This is a genomic window from Aeromonas sp. R10-2, assembly GCF_040908445.1.
GTDB classification, from domain to species: domain Bacteria; phylum Pseudomonadota; class Gammaproteobacteria; order Enterobacterales; family Aeromonadaceae; genus Aeromonas; species Aeromonas veronii.
Genome location: NZ_JBFODS010000009.1, coordinates 1 through 16,748, shown reverse-complemented (window position 1 = coordinate 16,748; position 16,748 = coordinate 1). Strand labels below are relative to the sequence as shown.

Here is a 16,748-nt window from a genome sequence, read left to right as displayed (position 1 = left end):
CCTAGCGACTATAGGTCGATTGCAACAGCACCCGGCTCTCGTCAGAGAGACCAAATCCCCTTGCAGTAATACGATATAGACGACGCTCACTGATGGGCTCATCGACTGCCAGATCCTCGCTCCCCCCCTGGGTATAGGGCAACCGTTCGATAAAGTATTCGGGAGCACGCCCCACCAGACCACTGTTGGTATAGGTACGCCAAGCTGTCGAAGGGGAGGCAGGATCCACCGCGGTGTCGATAAATTCATACAGGCCCGCGCTGTTGTCATAGGGACCCGAGTTGCCAGCCTCGATATAGCGCTCGGCAGCGCGCAGGCCCGCTTCTGCCGCCTGCAATGCCTGCAGCGCCTCTTTCTGGTTACCCGCCATCTTCTCTTGCAACTGCGCCCCACGCATACTGGCCATCCCCAGCAGGCTCACCATGACCAGAAAAATCAGGCTGATCACCAGCGCCATCCCCTGCTGTCGATCCATCATGACTGGGCTCCTCAAGGTAGCCGGTTGCGCAGCGCAACTGTGGTTTCGGCGACCCAGTACCAGTTGCGATCGTTCGCCCGGAAGGTGGCTCCGGCAAAGCTAAGGGCCTGCGGAGACGACACCACATTGCCTTGGTTACTGCGCATAAGAAGCTGTACTCCAATCCCCAGTACATTGTTCCAGTTTGAATTGCTGGCGGCGCTCACATAGCGATCTGCCGCCCGATCCCGGTTCTGATCCTCGCCGAATGTAAGTTGCATATTGGCCACCCCTTCGATAAGGGGCATACCTGCAGCCACCCCGTTCTTGCGATAAAGCGCGTAGGGGCTGCTGGCAGAGGGGCGGGCGATATAGTAGAGACGGGTTTCCACCCTGTTCACGACCGAGCCAAGACCGAATCGCTCCTCGGGTGGGCTGCTGGCCCCCCCCCAGGAACTGCTGGCATTGCCTGGCGTATATTTGTTGTCATTGGAGTGGACGATATTGACCTCACGCCCCCCTGCCACGCTCTGTACTTTGGTGACCTGAAATATTCTGGCCTTCTGACAGTCGGAGACCATGACGATATCTCCCTCGCACAGATCGCTATAACCCTGTGCGCCGGAACCACAATAGTCGGCCTTGCTGGATAGCTGCTGCACAAACAGCTGGGCGGCACTGTTATGATTATCACGACTGAGCGGAACCCCAACCCCAACCGGCCCCTGAACCAACAGGATATCGCTACCCGGCATGGGTCTGGGCTCGGAGCCGCTGAACAGAGCAGACAGCGCAGTTGGTAAAGTTGCCGTTACATTGTCGTAACCACGCAAAAAAGTGGTGAAGTTGTAGGGCAGTGCTGTGCTGTTGTTGAGGGTATTGGTGATATTAACCCCCTGTTTGCTGAGACACCCCTGATAGCCCACCATACGCAGCTCTTTTTGCAGCAGATTGGTGGCAAATCCGCTATCTTCCCGCACCCGGGCAATGGCCTCGCCAGTGAGATAGGTTTTGTGATTGCCGAGAAACACCTGAATCATGACCCCCACCGTTATCAGCGAGAGCACCAAGGCGATCATCACCTCGACCAAGCCGATCCCGTGCTGGTGTAGCGGCAAACCGCTCCTGCTCATAGGTCCGTCCTCAGGATCATGCTGCGCGACGCAGGATCAGTCGACAGCCGACTGCTATCCCACTGAATAGTGATGGTGGCCCTTCCGGCACTGACCGATACGGCGCCATCGCCACCTGGTAGCTCGGCTACGACCCGCTTCCAGTGTTGCAGATCCTGAACCGCCATAGAGCTACCCGAGACAGTTTCGCCCAAGTCGATATTGTATTGCCCGTTCAGAGCCGCGCTGCGATTAGCCCGCATCATGTCGTTGATCATGTATGCATACTGGGTCGCCTCGGTACGCGTCAGCGCCGACTGGTTACTCTTGAGAGCCTGCAGTTGCAGAGTCGCCATGCCCAGAATACCGATGGAGAGCACCAGTACCGAGATCATGATTTCAAGCAGTGACAAACCCCGTTCTCGCATCATGGGCAGCTAGCCTCGGTAATGGAAGGGCGACCAGCCACTGTGATGTTGATATCACGGGAGGGCTCATTCCGACACTCATCAGGACGCAGGGAAAATACCCGTGCCAACGGAGTGCGGCCATCAAGAAAACCCTCGCTATTAAAACGCAGCAGGGAGGTATTACTGCTCAATACCCCGCCCCCCATGTCGGGAAAGCCTCGCAACAACTCACCATTATCCAGTATGCCGTTACCGTTGCCATCGACCCAGATCTGCCAGCCAGCCTCCCAGTGATGCTGGGTCAGGTTATCGGCAGAGGCGGAGAGGGTCACTACCGTGTTGCGGCGAATGGCTTCTGAGCGGGCAAGGTTGATGGCCGCAACAAAGTTGTTAGCCTGAGTATTGAGAGAAATAGTGCGCAGCAAAGCGTTGAAGGAAGGAACCCCCAACGTGAGTAACAAAGAGACGAGCGCTATGGTGACCATAAGCTCGATAAGGCTAAAACCTGAACGCAAAAACATCCTGTTTCGCTCTGATTTATTCCAGGAGGACAGACACACTCCATGTGTGCTAGGCCAGAATAAGGGCTTGCTGGCAGTCTATGCCGGGCACTTGGGGTTTCAATCCCGGCAATGCAAAAGTTCGAGCTACATCATCAATTTTTGCTGCGATCTGGTTGCGAACATGCACAAAGGACTCGTTGGGACCAAAAAAGCCACCTCAACGAGGTGGCTTTGGCAATAAACCGACATCTAGCGAGATGACAGGGATCAGAGGATCCGCAGCTCGGGTGGTACCTCAAACACCACGTTCTCTTCACGGCCAGGATGCTCGGCGACGACATTGCCACCCAGCTCCCGCAGGCGGGCAATCACGTTTTGCACCAGCACCTCGGGGGCGGATGCGCCAGCAGTGACGCCGATCGCCTTCACCCCTTCCAGCCAGCTCGCCTCAATCATCGACGCATCATCGATAAGATAGGCTCTGGCGCCCACCTTCTCGGCCAGCTCGCGCAGCCGGTTGGAGTTGGAGGAGTTGCGAGACCCCACCACCAGCATGGCGTCCACCAGCCCCGCCATCTCCCGCACCGCATCCTGACGGTTTTGGGTGGCGTAGCAGATATCGTCCTTGCGCGGCCCCTGGATCTTGGGGAAGTGCTTACGCAGCGCATCGATGACGTCAGAGGTCTCATCCACGCTCAGGGTGGTCTGGGTGACGAAGCAGAGGTCATCCGGATTCTTTACCTTGAGCTTGGCCACATCTTCCGGCGTCTCCACCAGATACATGCCGCCTTCGCGATTCTCGTACTGCCCCATGGTCCCGATCACCTCGGGGTGGCCAGCGTGGCCGATAAGCACGGCTTCGGAGCCCTTGCGACTGGCGCGATGGACTTCCATGTGAACCTTGGTCACCAGCGGACAGGTGGCATCAAATACCTTGAGGGCGCGGGACTTGGCCATCTCGCGCACTGTCTTGGCCACGCCGTGAGCAGAAAAGATGACGATGCTGTCGTCCGGCACCTCGTCCAGCTCCTCGACGAAGACTGCTCCAGCCTCTTTCAGCTTGTTCACCACATAACGGTTATGCACCACTTCGTGGCGGACATAGATGGGGGCACCGAACTTCTCCAGCGCGCTCTCGACAATGCTGATGGCGCGATCGACACCGGCGCAAAAACCACGAGGGTTAGCGAGCAGAATATCCATTAATGCACCTTCTCCTCATCATCAACGCCCAGGACCTCCACCTCGAAGGTGACGGTATGACCGGCCAGCGGGTGGTTGAAATCGACCGTGACCGACATCCCTGCTACCTCCCGGATGATGCCCGGTAGCTCGCTGCCATTGGGCTGATCGAACAGGATGATAGTGCCGACTTTTGGCTCCACATCGGCGCCAAACTTGGCACGGTCGAGATGGTAGATATTGTCGGGGTTGGAGAGGCCAAAGGCCTCCTCCGGTGCCAGAGTAAAACTCTTGCTCTCCCCTTCGCTCAGCCCCAGCAGACACTGCTCGAAGGTGGGGGTCAGGCTGCCATCGCCCATCCGCAGGCGGGCAGGTTTGCCGTGCAGCGCCGTGCTGTCGGCAACCGAGCCATCTTCCAGCTTGATGGAGAAGTGGAACAGCACGCTGCTGTTAGCGGTGATCTGCTGGCTCATGCCTGCTCCTTTTTCTCACCACGGAAACCGTCCAGCACGATCATGGCGGCCCCGATAAAGATAAAGCTGTCGGCCAGATTGAATGCCGGCCAGTGCGCACGCTGCCAGTAGAAGTCGAGGAAATCGACCACATGGCCCAACACCAGTCGATCAAAGACGTTGCCGAGGGCGCCGCCGATGATGAGTGAATAGGCGATACCGCTCCAACGCTGGGTCACCGACTGCTTGCGCAGCCAGTGGATCAGCAATCCACAGATGGCAAAAGCCAGCACCGCGAAGAACCAGCGCTGCCAGCCCCCCTGATCAGCCAGAAAGCTGAATGCGGCGCCCTTGTTGTAGACGTGAACCAGATTGAAGAAGGGGGTGATCTCCACCCCCGGGTAACCAAATGGCAGCAACTTGACCACGGCGAGCTTGCTCGCCTGGTCCAGTACAAAGGCCAGCACTGCCAGCCACAGCCAACGCAGGCCGCTTTTATGTTGAGTCATGTTCATCAGGCAAATTGACGAGTTTCGCCGTCACCCTCAACGTTGGTCACACAGCGACCACAGATCTCTTCGTGACCCGCGATGGTGCCCACATCTTCTACATGGTGCCAGCAGCGGTCGCACTTGGCGGCAGCAGACTGGGCCACGCTCAGCCACAGGTCATCACGCTCGGTCGCCACAGAGCCTTCCGGCGCAGTGTCAGCCTCAACAACCTTGGCTTTGGAGGTGAGCAGCACGAAGCGCAGCTCATCGGCCAGGGCATTCAGGCGTGCAGCCAGCTCCGGCTTGGCGAACAGGGTCAGTTCGGCCTGCAGGGAACCGCCGATACGCTTCTCGCCACGAGCCACTTCCAGCGCCTTGTTCACTTCACCGCGCACGGTGAGGATCTCGGCCCAGAACTCGTCGTTGAGGGTTTCACCCGCTTCCAGCCCGAACAGGCCGTCGTACCACTCTTCGGTGAAGACGAACTCGCCGCGCTCACCCGGCAGCAGCGCCCAGATTTCATCAGCGGTGAAGCTCATGATCGGCGCCATCCAGCGCACCATGGCCTCGGCGATGTGATAGAGGGCGGTCTGGCAGGAGCGACGGGCCAGGCTGTCAGCCTTGGCGGTGTACTGGCGATCCTTGATGACATCCAGATAGAAGGAGCCCATCTCGATGGAGCAGAACTGCATCAGCTTCTGGGTTACGCCGTGGAAGTTGTACTCGTCGAATGCCGCCATGATCTCGGCCTGTACCGCTTTGGCACGACCCACGGCCCAGCGATCCACCACCACCATGTCGGCAGGCGCCACCATGTCGGTCGCCGGATTGAAGCCGTTCAGGTTGGCCAGCAGGAAGCGGGCGGTGTTGCGAATACGACGATAAGCATCGGCGGAGCGCTTGAGGATCTCGTCGGAGACAGTCATCTCGCCGGTGTAGTCAGTGCTCGCTACCCAAAGACGCAGGATGTCTGCCCCCAGCTTGTTCATTACGTCCTGCGGGCTCACCACGTTGCCGATGGACTTGGACATCTTGCGACCCTGACCATCCACGGTGAAGCCGTGAGTCAGCACCTGGTTGTACGGGGCCTTGTCTTTCATTGCCACGCCGATCATTAGGGAGGACATGAACCAGCCGCGGTGCTGGTCAGAACCTTCCAGATACATGTCGGCCGGCTTGCCGTTGAACTCGGGACGGGCATCAACCACGGAGGCGTGGGTAGAACCGGAGTCAAACCAGACGTCCAGAGTGTCAGGCACCTTGTCGTACATGTCGGCATCGGCACCCAGCAGCTCGGCCTTGTCGAGATCCCACCATGCCTGAATGCCGGACTGCTCGACCCGCTTGGCTACTTCGTGCATCAGGCGCACGGATTCCGGGTGCAACTGCTGGGTCTCTTTATGGACGAACAGGGAGATGGGCACACCCCAGGTACGCTGACGGGAGATACACCAGTCAGGACGGTTCTCGACCATCGCCTGAATGCGGTTTTTACCCCAAGCCGGTACCCAGCCGCTCTGGCCTTGCTGGGCAATGCCGTCCTTCTCGATGCGCTCGATCTCCTCCAGTGCGCGCTTGCGCAGACCCTTCTGCTCCATGCTGATGAACCACTGCGGGGTGGCACGGAAGATGATCGGGGTCTTGTGACGCCAGCAGTGCGGATAGGAGTGGTTGAACACCTTGTGATGCAACAGGGCGCCGCGCTCGGTCAGCACTTCGATCACGGAGGCGTTGGCCTTGAACACATGCTGACCGGCAAACAGTTCGGTATCCGGCAGGTAAACACCGTTGCTGCCAACCGGGTTGGCCACTTCCAGACCGTACTTCTGACCGACCACGAAGTCTTCCTGACCGTGGCCAGGGGCGGTGTGTACGGCGCCGGTACCGGCATCCAGGGTAACGTGGTCACCCAGTACCACAGGCACGTCGAAGCTGTAGAAGGGGTGGTTGAAACGCAGCAGCTCGAGCGCGGCGCCCTTGGCGTAACCCAGATTGTGGAACTTCTCGATACCGGCGCGATCCATCACGTCCTTGACCAGCTCGGCGGCCAGGATCAGACGCTCGGGGTGCTCACCTTCAACCTGCACCAGTGCGTAGTCCAGATCGGCATGCATGGCGATGGCGCGGTTGGCCGGCAGGGTCCACGGAGTAGTGGTCCAGATCACCGCAGAGATCGGGCCCTTGCCAGTGTGGCCTTCGGCGCAGTCAAACTTGGCGGCAACGGTCGCCTCGTCAACGGCCTTGAAGCGCACATCGATAGAGGGAGAGTTCTTGTCGTAGTACTCAACTTCGGCTTCAGCCAGCGCGGAGCCGCAATCGGTACACCAGTGCACCGGCTTGGAGCCTTTGTGCAGGTGGCCGTTTTCAACGATCTTGGCCATGGAGCGGATGATGTTGGCTTCAGTGCCAAAATCCATGGTCAGGTAGGGGTGTTCCCAGTCGCCCAGCACACCCAGACGGATGAAGTCGGTCTTCTGCGCTTCGATCTGGGTCTTGGCGTATTTGCGGCACTCGGCGCGGAATTCGGCAGCGGAAACCTTCTCGCCCGGCTTGCCGACCATGCCTTCTACTTTCAGTTCGATAGGCAGACCGTGGCAATCCCAACCCGGCACATAGGGTGAATCGAAGCCGGAGAGGCCCTTGGACTTGATGATGATGTCTTTGAGGATCTTGTTGACCGAGTGACCGATGTGAATGTTGCCGTTCGCATAGGGGGGGCCATCGTGCAGAATGAAAGAAGGCTTGCCCGCTTTGGCGCGGCGAATAGCGCCGTAGAGATCCTGATCGTACCAACGTTTCAGCATGTTGGGTTCGCGCTTGGCCAGATCGCCACGCATCGGAAACTCGGTTTCCGGAAGATTCAGGGTGTGTTTATAGTCGCTCATCAGTCCTGGGTTCCCTTCTTTTCTAAAAGAGTGCTGGGTAAATTGAATTGTGGCAGCCCGAACCAGGCTCGGGCCGCCAGGGCATCTCGTTCGATCTGCTCTTTCAAGGCAGTGAAAGAGGCAAACTTCTGCTCTTCGCGCAGCTTGTGGCGAAGCAGCACCTTGACCTGCTGACCATATAGATCACCAGAAAAATCAAATAGATGTACTTCCAATCTGGCTTGTGTACCGCTCAAGGTCGGCCGTACACCCACATTGGCTACACCGGGGAAGGTCTTGCCGGAACATATCACTTCCACCGCAAACACGCCACCGACCGGGATCACCTGACGCTTGAGGGCCAGATTGGCGGTGGGAAAACCTATGGTGCGCCCCAACTTGTCGCCGTGGGCCACCCGGCCGCTGATGGTATAGGGGCGGCCAAGCATCAGCTCCACCTCCGCCATCCGGCCCGCTTTAAGGGCTTCACGCACCAGGGTGCTGCTGACCCGCTGCCGTTCAAGCTGGAAGCTCTGGGTACTGATCACCTCGAAGCCGAAGCGATGACCCGCCTCCTCCAGCAGGTGGAAGTCCCCTTCCCGCCCCTTGCCGAAGCGAAAATCGTCGCCGACCACCAGATAGCGCACCCCGAGCCTCTCCACCAGCAACTGCTCGATGAAGGTCGAGGCCGCCTGCTCGGCAAAGCGGTGGCTGAAGCGCACGCAGAGCATGCGGTCGATATGCAGCCCCTGCAGCGCTTCGTACTTTTCCCGCAACCGGCTCAGCCGGGCGGGCGCTGCCGTGCCGGCAAACAGCTCAAGCGGCTGCGGTTCGAACAGCATGACGCAGGCGGGCAATCCCAGCTGGGCCGCTTTCTCCTTGAGACGTGCCAATACCGCATGGTGACCCTGATGAACCCCATCAAAGTTGCCAATGGTTAATACACATCCCCGGTGACGGGGCTTGAGATTGTGAATGCCGCGAATAAGCTCCATCAGTGCCTTGTGCGTTGCTGCCATGGAAATCGGCGGATTATATATCAGGCAGCAGGCAGGGTCAGCCCTCATAGCCTGATTTCAACTATCCGGGCCCAATCACCCCCCCTGCTGCGCCATGAGGCACTATCCCCATGGCGCAGCAGGATCACGGCTACTGCTGCCCCGATTTAAGGTGACGCGGCCGAATGCCCAGCAGCAGCAACACCACGGCATAGACCGCAGCCCCCAGCGACAGCAGCATGGTCAGCTGCAAACTGGCCTTACCCATGTTCCATGCCCCCCACTGGGCCAAGTCTGGCGACAGATAGGCGAGCACGCCCCCCATCAGCACGCTGGCGACCAGCAGCTTGAGGCAGAACACGCCGGTATGGCGGGAGGGACGATAGACGCTCTGCTGGTACAACCCCTTGAACAGCAAAGCCGCATTCAGGGTACCCGAGCAGGCGGTCGAGAGCGCCAGCCCCACGTAACCGAGCGGATAGATGAAGATGAGGTTGCAGACCATGTTGGCAATCATCGACATCACCCCGATCCGCACCGGCGTTTTGGTGTCCTGACGGGCGTAATAACCGGGCGCCAGCACCTTGATCAGCATCAGGGAGAGCAGCCCGGTGGTGGAGGCCAGCAAGCTGGCGCTCGACATACTCACTTCATGCAGGCCGAACTCGCCGCGCATGAACAGTACTCGCAAAATGGGCTCGCGCATCACCGCAATGCCTATCATGGCGGGCAGGCCGAGCAGCATCACCATCCGCACCCCCCAATCCATGGTGCGGGAGAAGTCCGCCGGATCGGCATCCACATGCTTCTTGGCCAGCGCTGGCAGGATCACGGTACTGATGGCCACCGCAAACAGCCCGAGGGGGAACTCCAGCAGGCGATCCGAGTAGTAGAGATAGCTGATGGCACCAGTCGCCAGGAAGGAAGCCAGCATGGTGTTGACCAGCAGGTTGATCTGGCTGACCGAGACCCCGAACAGGGCGGGGATCATCAGGGTGCGGATCTTCACCACCCCAGGGTGATTCCATCCCCACTTGGGCCATACCAGCATGTTGATTTGGCGCAAAAAGGGGTACTGGAACAAAAACTGCACCAAACCGCCCAAAAAGACACCAATTGCCAGCGAGATCTCAGGTTTGTCCATCAGTGGCGCAATCCACCAGGCCGCCGCAATCATGGTGATGTTGAGAAACACCGGCGTAAACGACGAGACGGCAAAGCGGCCGAAGGTGTTGAGGATGGCCCCCGCCATCGCGGTAAAAGTGATAAACCAGAGGTAGGGGAAGGTGATTTTGAGCATCAGACTGGCGAGCTCGAACTTCTCGGCCGCAGGGCCGCCGTGCAGCCAGTCCCAGAACCAGCCCCAGCCAAACAGCGCGGTCAGCACACCCGACCCCAGCACCCCGAGCAGGGTGACCACAGTCACTATCCCCCCCAGCGTGCCCGCTACCGCCGCCAGCAATTCACGCACTTCCCCCTCGTCGCCATTTTTCTTGTACTCCGTCATCACGGGAACAAAGGCCTGGTTGAAGGCACCTTCGGCGAACAGACGACGCAGAAAGTTGGGAATGCGATTGGCAAAAAAGAAGACGTCGGCGGCCACCCCGGCACCAAGCAGATTTGCGATGACCACATCGCGAACCAAGCCCATTACGCGGGATGCCAGCGTCATTCCGGACACTATCATGCCGGATTTGATCAATTTCTTACTCAAGACGAGGCCTCTGGAACTGTCAGAATGAAAAGAATGCTGCTAGAATCGGCCGACAGTTTAACCGTCTCCCTACTGACACACCACCGGGAGGCGGTGTTTATTTGCACAAATCATTTGACAATATGTGGTTGGAAGGGCATATTTCCGGGCCTTTTCAATACACTCGCTAAGACAGTTTTAGGAGTTTTACCTTGGCTAACATCAAATCTGCTAAGAAGCGCGCTCTTCAGTCAGAAAAACGCCGTCAGCACAACGCCAGCCGTCGTTCCATGACCCGTACCTACCTGAAGAAAGTCATTGCTGCTATCGCCTCTGGCGACAAAGCTGCTGCGACTGCCGCTTTCGCTGTTGCTCAGCCGATCATGGATCGTATGGCGACCAAAGGCCTGATCCACAAGAACAAAGCTGCTCGTCACAAGAGCCGCCTGTCTGCCCAGATCAAAGCTATGGCTTAATCAGCTTCTGCTGATCAAAGCTGAAAAAACCGGCCTTAGTGCCGGTTTTTTATTTATCTGCGCTGCAATAAAGTCGATGCAGCAAACTGATCATTTCACGCACCTCATGGCTGCGCAGTGAATAGTAGACCGTCTGGGCCTCTTTACGCGTCGTCACCAGCTCATCCCGCCGCAGCAGCGCAAGGTGCTGTGACAAGGCCGACTGACTCAATCCCAATCGCTCGTTGAGCTCCCCTACCGACAGTTCGCGCTCCAGCAACTGGCACAGAATAAACAGCCGCCGCTCGTTTGCCAGCGCCTTGAGCAAGGCCACAGCTTTACTCGCATTGGCTTCCATCTCTTCAAGTTGCATCACATCTCTCCTCTACCACTCATCGCCGATGATACGTGGTGACGGGTCGTTTTAAAACGACAGGGTGGCCGGCTGGATGGCGGAGAAGTTCTCCTGGCCGGAAAAGAGAAAGGTAAAATCGCTCTCGCAGACCCGCTTCACCGCCGGATGCTGGATCATTCGCTCGGCGAAGATGACGTAATACTCCTCCATCAGATCCTGAGTTTCCCCGATCAGCATCACCCCCTCCCCCTCAAGGATCTCCTCCCGATAGATGGTGGGGGCCATGAAGATGCCCTGATTGAAGAAGCCAAACGCCTTCATCAAGGCGGCATCATCGAACTCGCCAAGAATGCTGGGGGAGACCCCCTGCTGCTCGAACCACTGGGTCAGCTGACGCCCCATGGCGGTACGGCGACCGGGGATCAGCAGCTTGCGCTCTTCCAGACAGGCAGGAAAGGGCTTTTCGGGCAGCGGCGCCTTGCAGAAGAAGCTGACACCACAGCCGCCCAACCGCTTGGAAAGTAGCCCCGCATGCTGGCTGGAGTCCACTGGACAGTCGGAGAGGATCATATCGAGCTTGTGCTCGCTCAGCTGCTCCAGCAGCAGTTCGTGGGTCGATTCGAAACAGCGCAGATGGATGGAACCATCATTGGGGATGACAGAGAGCAGCACGCGGCTGGCAAGGCGCTTGGAGAGGGCATCTGCGATGCCAACGTCGAACAGGATCTGGCTCTCCTTGCGGTAGTTGACGATATCGAGCATCTCGTAGGAGAGGCTGAACATCTTGTCGGCATAGCGAAACACCAGCTGGCCCAGCTCGGTCGCCTCAAGAGAGCGCCCCTTGCGTTTGAGCAGCTTGCCCCCGAGGCGCTGCTCCAGCAGCTTGATCTGACCGGTGACGGTTTGCGGGGTCAAAAAAAGGGCTTCCGCTGCCTGGGTAACGGAGCCCTTCTTCTGAGTCATCCAGAAATAGTAGAGATGGTTGTAGTTAAGGTGTGACATCCGATGGGGTTCCCGCTTGACGCGGACTCCGGTAGCAGCTGAGTTCAACCGCCAGAATGTCATACATGTCGCTAACCGAGTCAACCTTGTTCGCGCCAAACTGCTCCATCAGACTGGCCTTGAGGCGCGCCTTGTCAGGCATCCGGTCAGCACAATAACGCTTGTTGGAACGCTTTACCATCTCGCCAGCCCGGCTGCTTAGCGCCCGCTCGGAGAAGGTCTCGCCAAAGCGCGCCTTGGCCTGCTTGTCCCCCAGCAGCAGGGCGCTGTCTACCACCCCGTTCAGATAGGCAGAGCAGTTCGCCGAAGTGGCGTCCTGCTTGCAATCCTCCAGCCCGCCGGCCCAGGCCGCGGGGCTCAACAACAGCATCAACAACCCTGTATGCAGCTTCATAGTCCCTCCGTACTCTGTTCCCCTTCACCCTTGGGAAGGGCCATGCGCAAGGCCAGATAGCCGACTACCGCCGCCATGGTGGAGCCCACCAGGATCCCGAGGCGAGAGTAGCTGCCGTAATCCAGCCCACCGTGCTCGAAGGCGAGCGACGCGATAAACATCGACATGGTGAACCCGATGCCACAGAGGATGCTGACCGCAAAAATCTGCTTGAAGTTGACCCCGGGCGGCAACTGGGCGATGCCCAGCTTGACCGACAGCCAGCTGATGGTGAACACCCCGAGCGGCTTGCCAATAAACAGCCCCAGCATGATCCCCATAGGCACCGGACTCAGCAGGGAGGAGAGACCAATCCCCTCCAGCGATACCCCTGCGTTGGCAAAGGCAAACAGCGGCAGGATCAGATAGGCACTCCAGGGGTGCAGCTGATGCTCCAGATACTTGAGCGGCGAGGCGTAACGCTTGCCGTTAAGCGGAACCATAAAGCCCACTACCACGCCTGCCAGGGTCGCATGGACGCCAGACTTCAGCACCGCAACCCAGAGCACCAGACCAACCAGCATGTAAAGGCTGATCCTGTCCTCACCACGGCGATTCATCCAAAGCAGAGTGAGGGTTGCCAGAATACCGATGGCCAGCGCCTCCAGCGACAGCTGCTGGGTATAGAAAAGCGCGATGATGATGATGACACCCAGGTCATCCATGATGGCCAGCGCCAGCAGGAATACTTTCAGGCTCACCGGCACCCGCTTGCCGAGCAGCGCCATCACCCCGAGGGCAAAGGCGATATCGGTCGCAGCCGGGATCGCCCAGCCAGCGCGCGCCACTTCATCCGAATAGTTGAAAAAGGCGTAGATCAAGGCCGGAGCCAGCATGCCGCCCACCGCCGCAATAGCCGGGAAGGTCGCCTGAACCCGGGTCGAGAGCGCCCCTTCCAGCATCTCTCGTTTCACTTCCAGGCCAACCAGCAGGAAGAAGATCGCCATAAAGCCATCGTTGATCCAGAGCAGCAGCGGCTTGTTGATGTCGAGGGCCGCAATGCGCACCTGCACCGGCGTGTCGAGAAACGCCTGATACCCGCCAGCCAGCGCGGTATTGGCTAAAATCATTGCCAGCATGGCAGCCATGATCAGAATAATTCCGGAGGCGGCCTCCAGCTTCAGGAACTTTTTGATTACGTCACTCATGGTTAAATTTTCCACCGTATTGCTTTGGTTTGAGTCTATCTCCTGCAACAACCAATGGAAAATCGTTTCTTGCTGCTCAATACAACGAAAAAACCGAAGGCAAAATAGAACATACCTGCTATAAGCAGGTTTTTCCTCGTCTCTGGCTACCGTCTTATTAATCAATAAAATGAATTTTCAATTATTTAACTGCATAAAAAAGGCGCCCTGAGGCGCCTTGCTATCAGATGGCGACGGGCGCCTTGATGCCGGGATGGGGGTCATAACCCTCGATCTCGAAATCCTCGAACTTGTAATCGAAGATGGAGTCAGGTTTGCGCTTGATCACCAGGGTCGGCAGCGAGCGCGGCTCGCGGGATAGCTGCAGCGCAGTCTGCTCCATGTGATTGGAGTAGAGGTGCACATCACCGCCGGTCCAGACGAAGTCACCCACTTCCAGATTGCACTGCTGGGCCATCATGTGGGTCAGCAGGGCGTAGCTGGCGATGTTGAACGGCAGGCCGAAAAAATTTATGCAACACAAAAACTGCACAAAACACCACTAACACTGAACCTAGCACCACAAAACCTCTTGTGCAAAACAAAAACTGCACACTTCGGGGGCTATGATCCCCTTTTAAGAGGGGGTCATTGTGCAAAATCAGCTGGCACAGCTCCCAAGAGAAGGAAGGATAGAAGTCACGCACCTATACTGCGCGACCTGGAAACTATATGACCTGCAAATGCTGGACATCTGGGGTCATGTTGTTGAAATCGACTTATATAGAAGGGATGACATTAGCGGACTGACGCGGAACTCCCCAACGCCCTCATTACCTCCTCTACGGCTGCCAACCGTCCTCGTAAACTCCGAAACTCCTTACAGGTGTGCCTAAGCACATTCTCAATAGTCTTCTCTAGCGCGGGTAAATCTGTTCGTAGCTCGCAATATTCGGCGAATGTAGACTGGTATTCTTGGAGCTCAAATCGATAAGAACGCGCCCTGGCCTCCAACTCCCTTATCCCTTCATTCCTGACTTCCACGACAGGCGTTTGCTCGACCTGAGTCACTGGAACCTGTGGGCCAAGTAGATCCTCCCGAACGCCTGCTGGAATAGGAGTTGGCTGGTGTATTGGTGGCGGGCCTGTATGCTGGCTACCGGTTTATCTGCACGAGTCTGCGCCTGCTTTGCTGGGCCCATGTACTGCGCAACGTGGCTGTTATCGCCCTGAGTGGGGAGCTGTTTCGTCAACGCTTACTTTCGTTGGTTGAGACGACCAAACGCTTGGGACATTGACCCCAAGAGTGACTGCATACCATTATCCGAGCCCGCATCGAGAAAACGGATTACCCCATTCACTCCGAACTGTGTGCATCAATCCCCTGACGCTGAACGGTTACATCAAGAGGCACTTCTAAACGCAATCAACCCCCTCAAAAGCCTCTCCACGGCCTCCAGCCTGCCCCGCAAATCGCGTTTCTCTGCAACGGTATTGTTGATGGCCATTTCAATCGCTGGATCCAATATGGAGAAGTCCGCTCTTAACTCCTGGTACTCAGCGAGCATTGAATCACATTCCTGCAACCCCTTACGGTAGTGCTGTGCTCTTGCGATCAGCCCTTCCAGGACGGATTCATACGTTTCCGACTTACGCTCCTTACCCGATTCCGTTACAAGCGCACAAGGCCCAATAAATTCCTCTTTGAAATGCACTTCATCGAACTTGGGAGTCCTGATGAAATGAGAACAGCGCTTCCCATCATCAACATGCTTCCTTTTTAGAAGTCCCTGATTTACGAGCTTGATCAGATGCCGATAAATGAAGGTATAACGATAACGCCGCTGACCTATCTGCGATTCTGCTTTGTCACCAAAAATGGCATTTACAAATCCTATCGCAGTGAAGTCATCCATCTGCCATCGAATGAGTGCGGTGTAGAGCGCGGTTGGTAACCACACGGTCTGGGAGCTCATAAGTAATCCTGGGCCTCGAACGAAAACACTTAGTGGAAATCTAAACTCGTTTGCGGATTATAATCCGTGGTCGTTAGCCAGACAACCAGAGATAGTGCTCGCCAGCGAGAGGCGAGACATGCAAGAGCTAGCAAAAAAATTTGGTGATGCTGTACGTGATAGACGGCTTCAATTGGGCGTATCGCAAGATGCACTCGCATATGCGGCCGAAATTGATAGAAGCTACGTAGGACGAATTGAGCGTGGTGAGGTCAATGTCACCCTGGAAAAGGCTTATCGTCTTGCCAGGGTTATGGGGTGTGACATTCGCGATCTGCTGCCATAGATATATTTGCCAAATAATTATCTCTTCACCCAGATAAAACTAAATTTCCCTATAATTATTCACAGTGATGGCATAGCGAGTACCATCAGGCATATGAGTGAGCAGACCTAAGGGCATCTGCGTGTGCGTGGCTTCATGCAGCGCAAGCTGCAAGCTCCCAAAAAGCATTCGAAACGAAAACGAGCTCCCGCCTTGTCTATCTACTGGTTGCTGTAGCGCCACACAGCAGCAATAAATCCAGTTTTTCATTAGCTCCGGTCTGAGATTTTCAGCCTGGATCTCCATCCTCATCACCAGCTCTACCAGCTCTACCAGCTCTGCTGTTCTGCTGCATGTGTTATATTCGGCTCAAACATTGAGCTGAATGATGGGCTGGGTCGGCTCATTATCAGGGCGGGAGCACACTTTGTTGATATTTTAACCAAAGAATAACTGAGCCCGATAGTCGTCATTCCAGCCGGCTCTTTTTAGCTTGTTTCTCTGACTTCGAGCACCACAATTGCTCTGTTTTACGATATTCAATACGAACCGCCGGAATAGCGCCATATTCTCGACCGCATCCTCCATCGCTATCCTGGAAGCATCCTCGTTGAACACCACATCAAGAATGTAATGCTGGCTGTTCTCTATCCGCCAGTGCTGCCGTATATAGTGCCCTAGCAGCTTGTGCTTGGGGGATAACGAGCTGACATAGTAAGAGGTATCTACCGTTCCTTTTCCGTTGGCGCTGCGGTGACGCTCAACGGCAATGATGCTGCGGATTGTCGGCCATTTCTCCGTCAACTCTGGCGGTAATTTGGCTTTTAATTGAAATACATAACGCTCTTCCTGGCGGCCATGTCCACTCTCTTTGTGCTCGACGACAATCTTCTCTTTCTGGGCGTCAAACAGTGACTGGAATTGCGATTGAACC

At 56.8% G+C, this 16,748-nt stretch carries 17 protein-coding genes and 3 pseudogenes; 3 read left to right on the top strand and 17 right to left on the bottom strand.

Annotated features, from left to right (window positions below; all coding sequences use genetic code 11):
- Position 1 precedes the first annotated feature (1 nt).
- The 10 genes from AB5Y97_RS00855 to murJ all read right to left on the bottom strand — a co-directional run bounded on the left by AB5Y97_RS00855 (position 2) and on the right by murJ (position 10,183).
- On the bottom strand, positions 2 to 478 hold the full coding sequence (locus tag AB5Y97_RS00855; protein WP_234920576.1) for a PilX N-terminal domain-containing pilus assembly protein: 477 nt from the start codon (positions 476 to 478) through the stop codon (positions 2 to 4).
- Between the two features lie 11 nt (positions 479 to 489).
- On the bottom strand, positions 490 to 1,590 hold the full coding sequence (locus AB5Y97_RS00850) for a PilW family protein (protein ID WP_368157081.1): 1,101 nt from the start codon (positions 1,588 to 1,590) through the stop codon (positions 490 to 492).
- Entirely contained in the window at positions 1,587 to 1,982 is a 396-nt protein-coding gene (gene pilV / locus AB5Y97_RS00845; protein ID WP_272950156.1) for a type IV pilus modification protein PilV, read from the bottom strand. Before pilV ends, AB5Y97_RS00850 begins: the two co-directional genes overlap by 4 nt.
- Before the next feature lie 14 nt (positions 1,983 to 1,996).
- Positions 1,997 to 2,500 carry a type IVa pilus pseudopilin TppE gene (gene tppE / locus AB5Y97_RS00840; protein ID WP_100646794.1) on the bottom strand — a complete coding sequence of 168 codons (504 nt, stop codon included), beginning with the start codon at positions 2,498 to 2,500 and terminating at the stop codon, positions 1,997 to 1,999.
- Positions 2,501 to 2,749: 249 nt separating this feature from the next.
- The gene (ispH, locus tag AB5Y97_RS00835) at positions 2,750 to 3,685 is read right to left on the bottom strand and encodes a 4-hydroxy-3-methylbut-2-enyl diphosphate reductase (protein ID WP_201947059.1); all 936 of its coding nucleotides are present in this window, start codon (positions 3,683 to 3,685) and stop codon (positions 2,750 to 2,752) included.
- Positions 3,685 to 4,137: an FKBP-type peptidyl-prolyl cis-trans isomerase gene (fkpB, locus tag AB5Y97_RS00830; protein ID WP_201947057.1), complete on the bottom strand. Its 453-nt coding sequence runs from the start codon at positions 4,135 to 4,137 to the stop codon at positions 3,685 to 3,687. The genes ispH and fkpB overlap by 1 nt, the downstream gene beginning before the upstream one ends.
- Positions 4,134 to 4,631: a signal peptidase II gene (gene lspA / locus AB5Y97_RS00825; RefSeq protein ID WP_005340447.1), complete on the bottom strand. Its 498-nt coding sequence runs from the start codon at positions 4,629 to 4,631 to the stop codon at positions 4,134 to 4,136. Before lspA ends, fkpB begins: the two co-directional genes overlap by 4 nt.
- A complete protein-coding gene (ileS, locus tag AB5Y97_RS00820) occupies positions 4,631 to 7,492 on the bottom strand; it encodes an isoleucine--tRNA ligase (RefSeq protein WP_201947056.1) in 2,862 nt (953 codons plus the stop codon). Before ileS ends, lspA begins: the two co-directional genes overlap by 1 nt.
- The gene (gene ribF / locus AB5Y97_RS00815) at positions 7,492 to 8,466 is read right to left on the bottom strand and encodes a bifunctional riboflavin kinase/FAD synthetase (protein ID WP_103251353.1); all 975 of its coding nucleotides are present in this window, start codon (positions 8,464 to 8,466) and stop codon (positions 7,492 to 7,494) included. Before ribF ends, ileS begins: the two co-directional genes overlap by 1 nt.
- Before the next feature lie 154 nt (positions 8,467 to 8,620).
- A complete protein-coding gene (murJ, locus tag AB5Y97_RS00810) occupies positions 8,621 to 10,183 on the bottom strand; it encodes a murein biosynthesis integral membrane protein MurJ (RefSeq protein WP_201947054.1) in 1,563 nt (520 codons plus the stop codon).
- Positions 10,184 to 10,374: 191 nt separating this feature from the next.
- Between murJ and rpsT the strand changes: the two genes are divergently transcribed.
- Positions 10,375 to 10,638, top strand: a complete 264-nt coding sequence (gene rpsT / locus AB5Y97_RS00805; RefSeq protein ID WP_005308808.1) for a 30S ribosomal protein S20 — start codon at positions 10,375 to 10,377, stop codon at positions 10,636 to 10,638.
- Positions 10,639 to 10,687: 49 nt separating this feature from the next.
- Here the strand turns inward: rpsT and AB5Y97_RS00800 are convergent, their stop codons facing one another.
- The 5 genes and pseudogenes from AB5Y97_RS00800 to thyA form a co-directional block, all read right to left on the bottom strand.
- A complete protein-coding gene (locus AB5Y97_RS00800; RefSeq protein ID WP_013724128.1) occupies positions 10,688 to 10,990 on the bottom strand; it encodes a metalloregulator ArsR/SmtB family transcription factor in 303 nt (100 codons plus the stop codon).
- A 51-nt stretch (positions 10,991 to 11,041) separates the two neighbouring features.
- Positions 11,042 to 11,974, bottom strand: a complete 933-nt coding sequence (gene nhaR, locus AB5Y97_RS00795) for a transcriptional activator NhaR (protein ID WP_005340434.1) — start codon at positions 11,972 to 11,974, stop codon at positions 11,042 to 11,044.
- Positions 11,961 to 12,368, bottom strand: coding sequence for a hypothetical protein (locus AB5Y97_RS00790; RefSeq protein WP_005348920.1), 408 nt, complete (start codon positions 12,366 to 12,368; stop codon positions 11,961 to 11,963). The genes nhaR and AB5Y97_RS00790 overlap by 14 nt, the downstream gene beginning before the upstream one ends.
- The gene (nhaA, locus tag AB5Y97_RS00785) at positions 12,365 to 13,555 is read right to left on the bottom strand and encodes a Na+/H+ antiporter NhaA (RefSeq protein ID WP_005348917.1); all 1,191 of its coding nucleotides are present in this window, start codon (positions 13,553 to 13,555) and stop codon (positions 12,365 to 12,367) included. The genes AB5Y97_RS00790 and nhaA overlap by 4 nt, the downstream gene beginning before the upstream one ends.
- 223 nt (positions 13,556 to 13,778) lie before the next feature.
- Positions 13,779 to 14,057: pseudogene (gene thyA / locus AB5Y97_RS00780) on the bottom strand (thymidylate synthase); the annotation flags it as partial.
- A 559-nt stretch (positions 14,058 to 14,616) separates the two neighbouring features.
- Here thyA and AB5Y97_RS00775 point away from each other — a divergent pair.
- Positions 14,617 to 14,922, top strand: a pseudogene (locus tag AB5Y97_RS00775) (hypothetical protein); the annotation flags it as partial.
- A gap of 15 nt (positions 14,923 to 14,937) precedes the next feature.
- On the opposite strand, the gene AB5Y97_RS00770 reads toward AB5Y97_RS00775, so the two are convergent.
- On the bottom strand, positions 14,938 to 15,510 hold the full coding sequence (locus AB5Y97_RS00770) for a hypothetical protein (RefSeq protein ID WP_113978997.1): 573 nt from the start codon (positions 15,508 to 15,510) through the stop codon (positions 14,938 to 14,940).
- A gap of 118 nt (positions 15,511 to 15,628) precedes the next feature.
- Between AB5Y97_RS00770 and AB5Y97_RS00765 the strand changes: the two genes are divergently transcribed.
- Positions 15,629 to 15,835 (top strand): helix-turn-helix domain-containing protein, encoded by a 207-nt coding sequence (locus tag AB5Y97_RS00765; protein ID WP_005895552.1) that lies wholly within the window; start codon positions 15,629 to 15,631, stop codon positions 15,833 to 15,835.
- A 417-nt stretch (positions 15,836 to 16,252) separates the two neighbouring features.
- On the opposite strand, the pseudogene AB5Y97_RS00760 reads toward AB5Y97_RS00765, so the two are convergent.
- A pseudogene (locus tag AB5Y97_RS00760) lies at positions 16,253 to 16,748 on the bottom strand (ISAs1-like element ISAs1 family transposase); the annotation flags it as partial.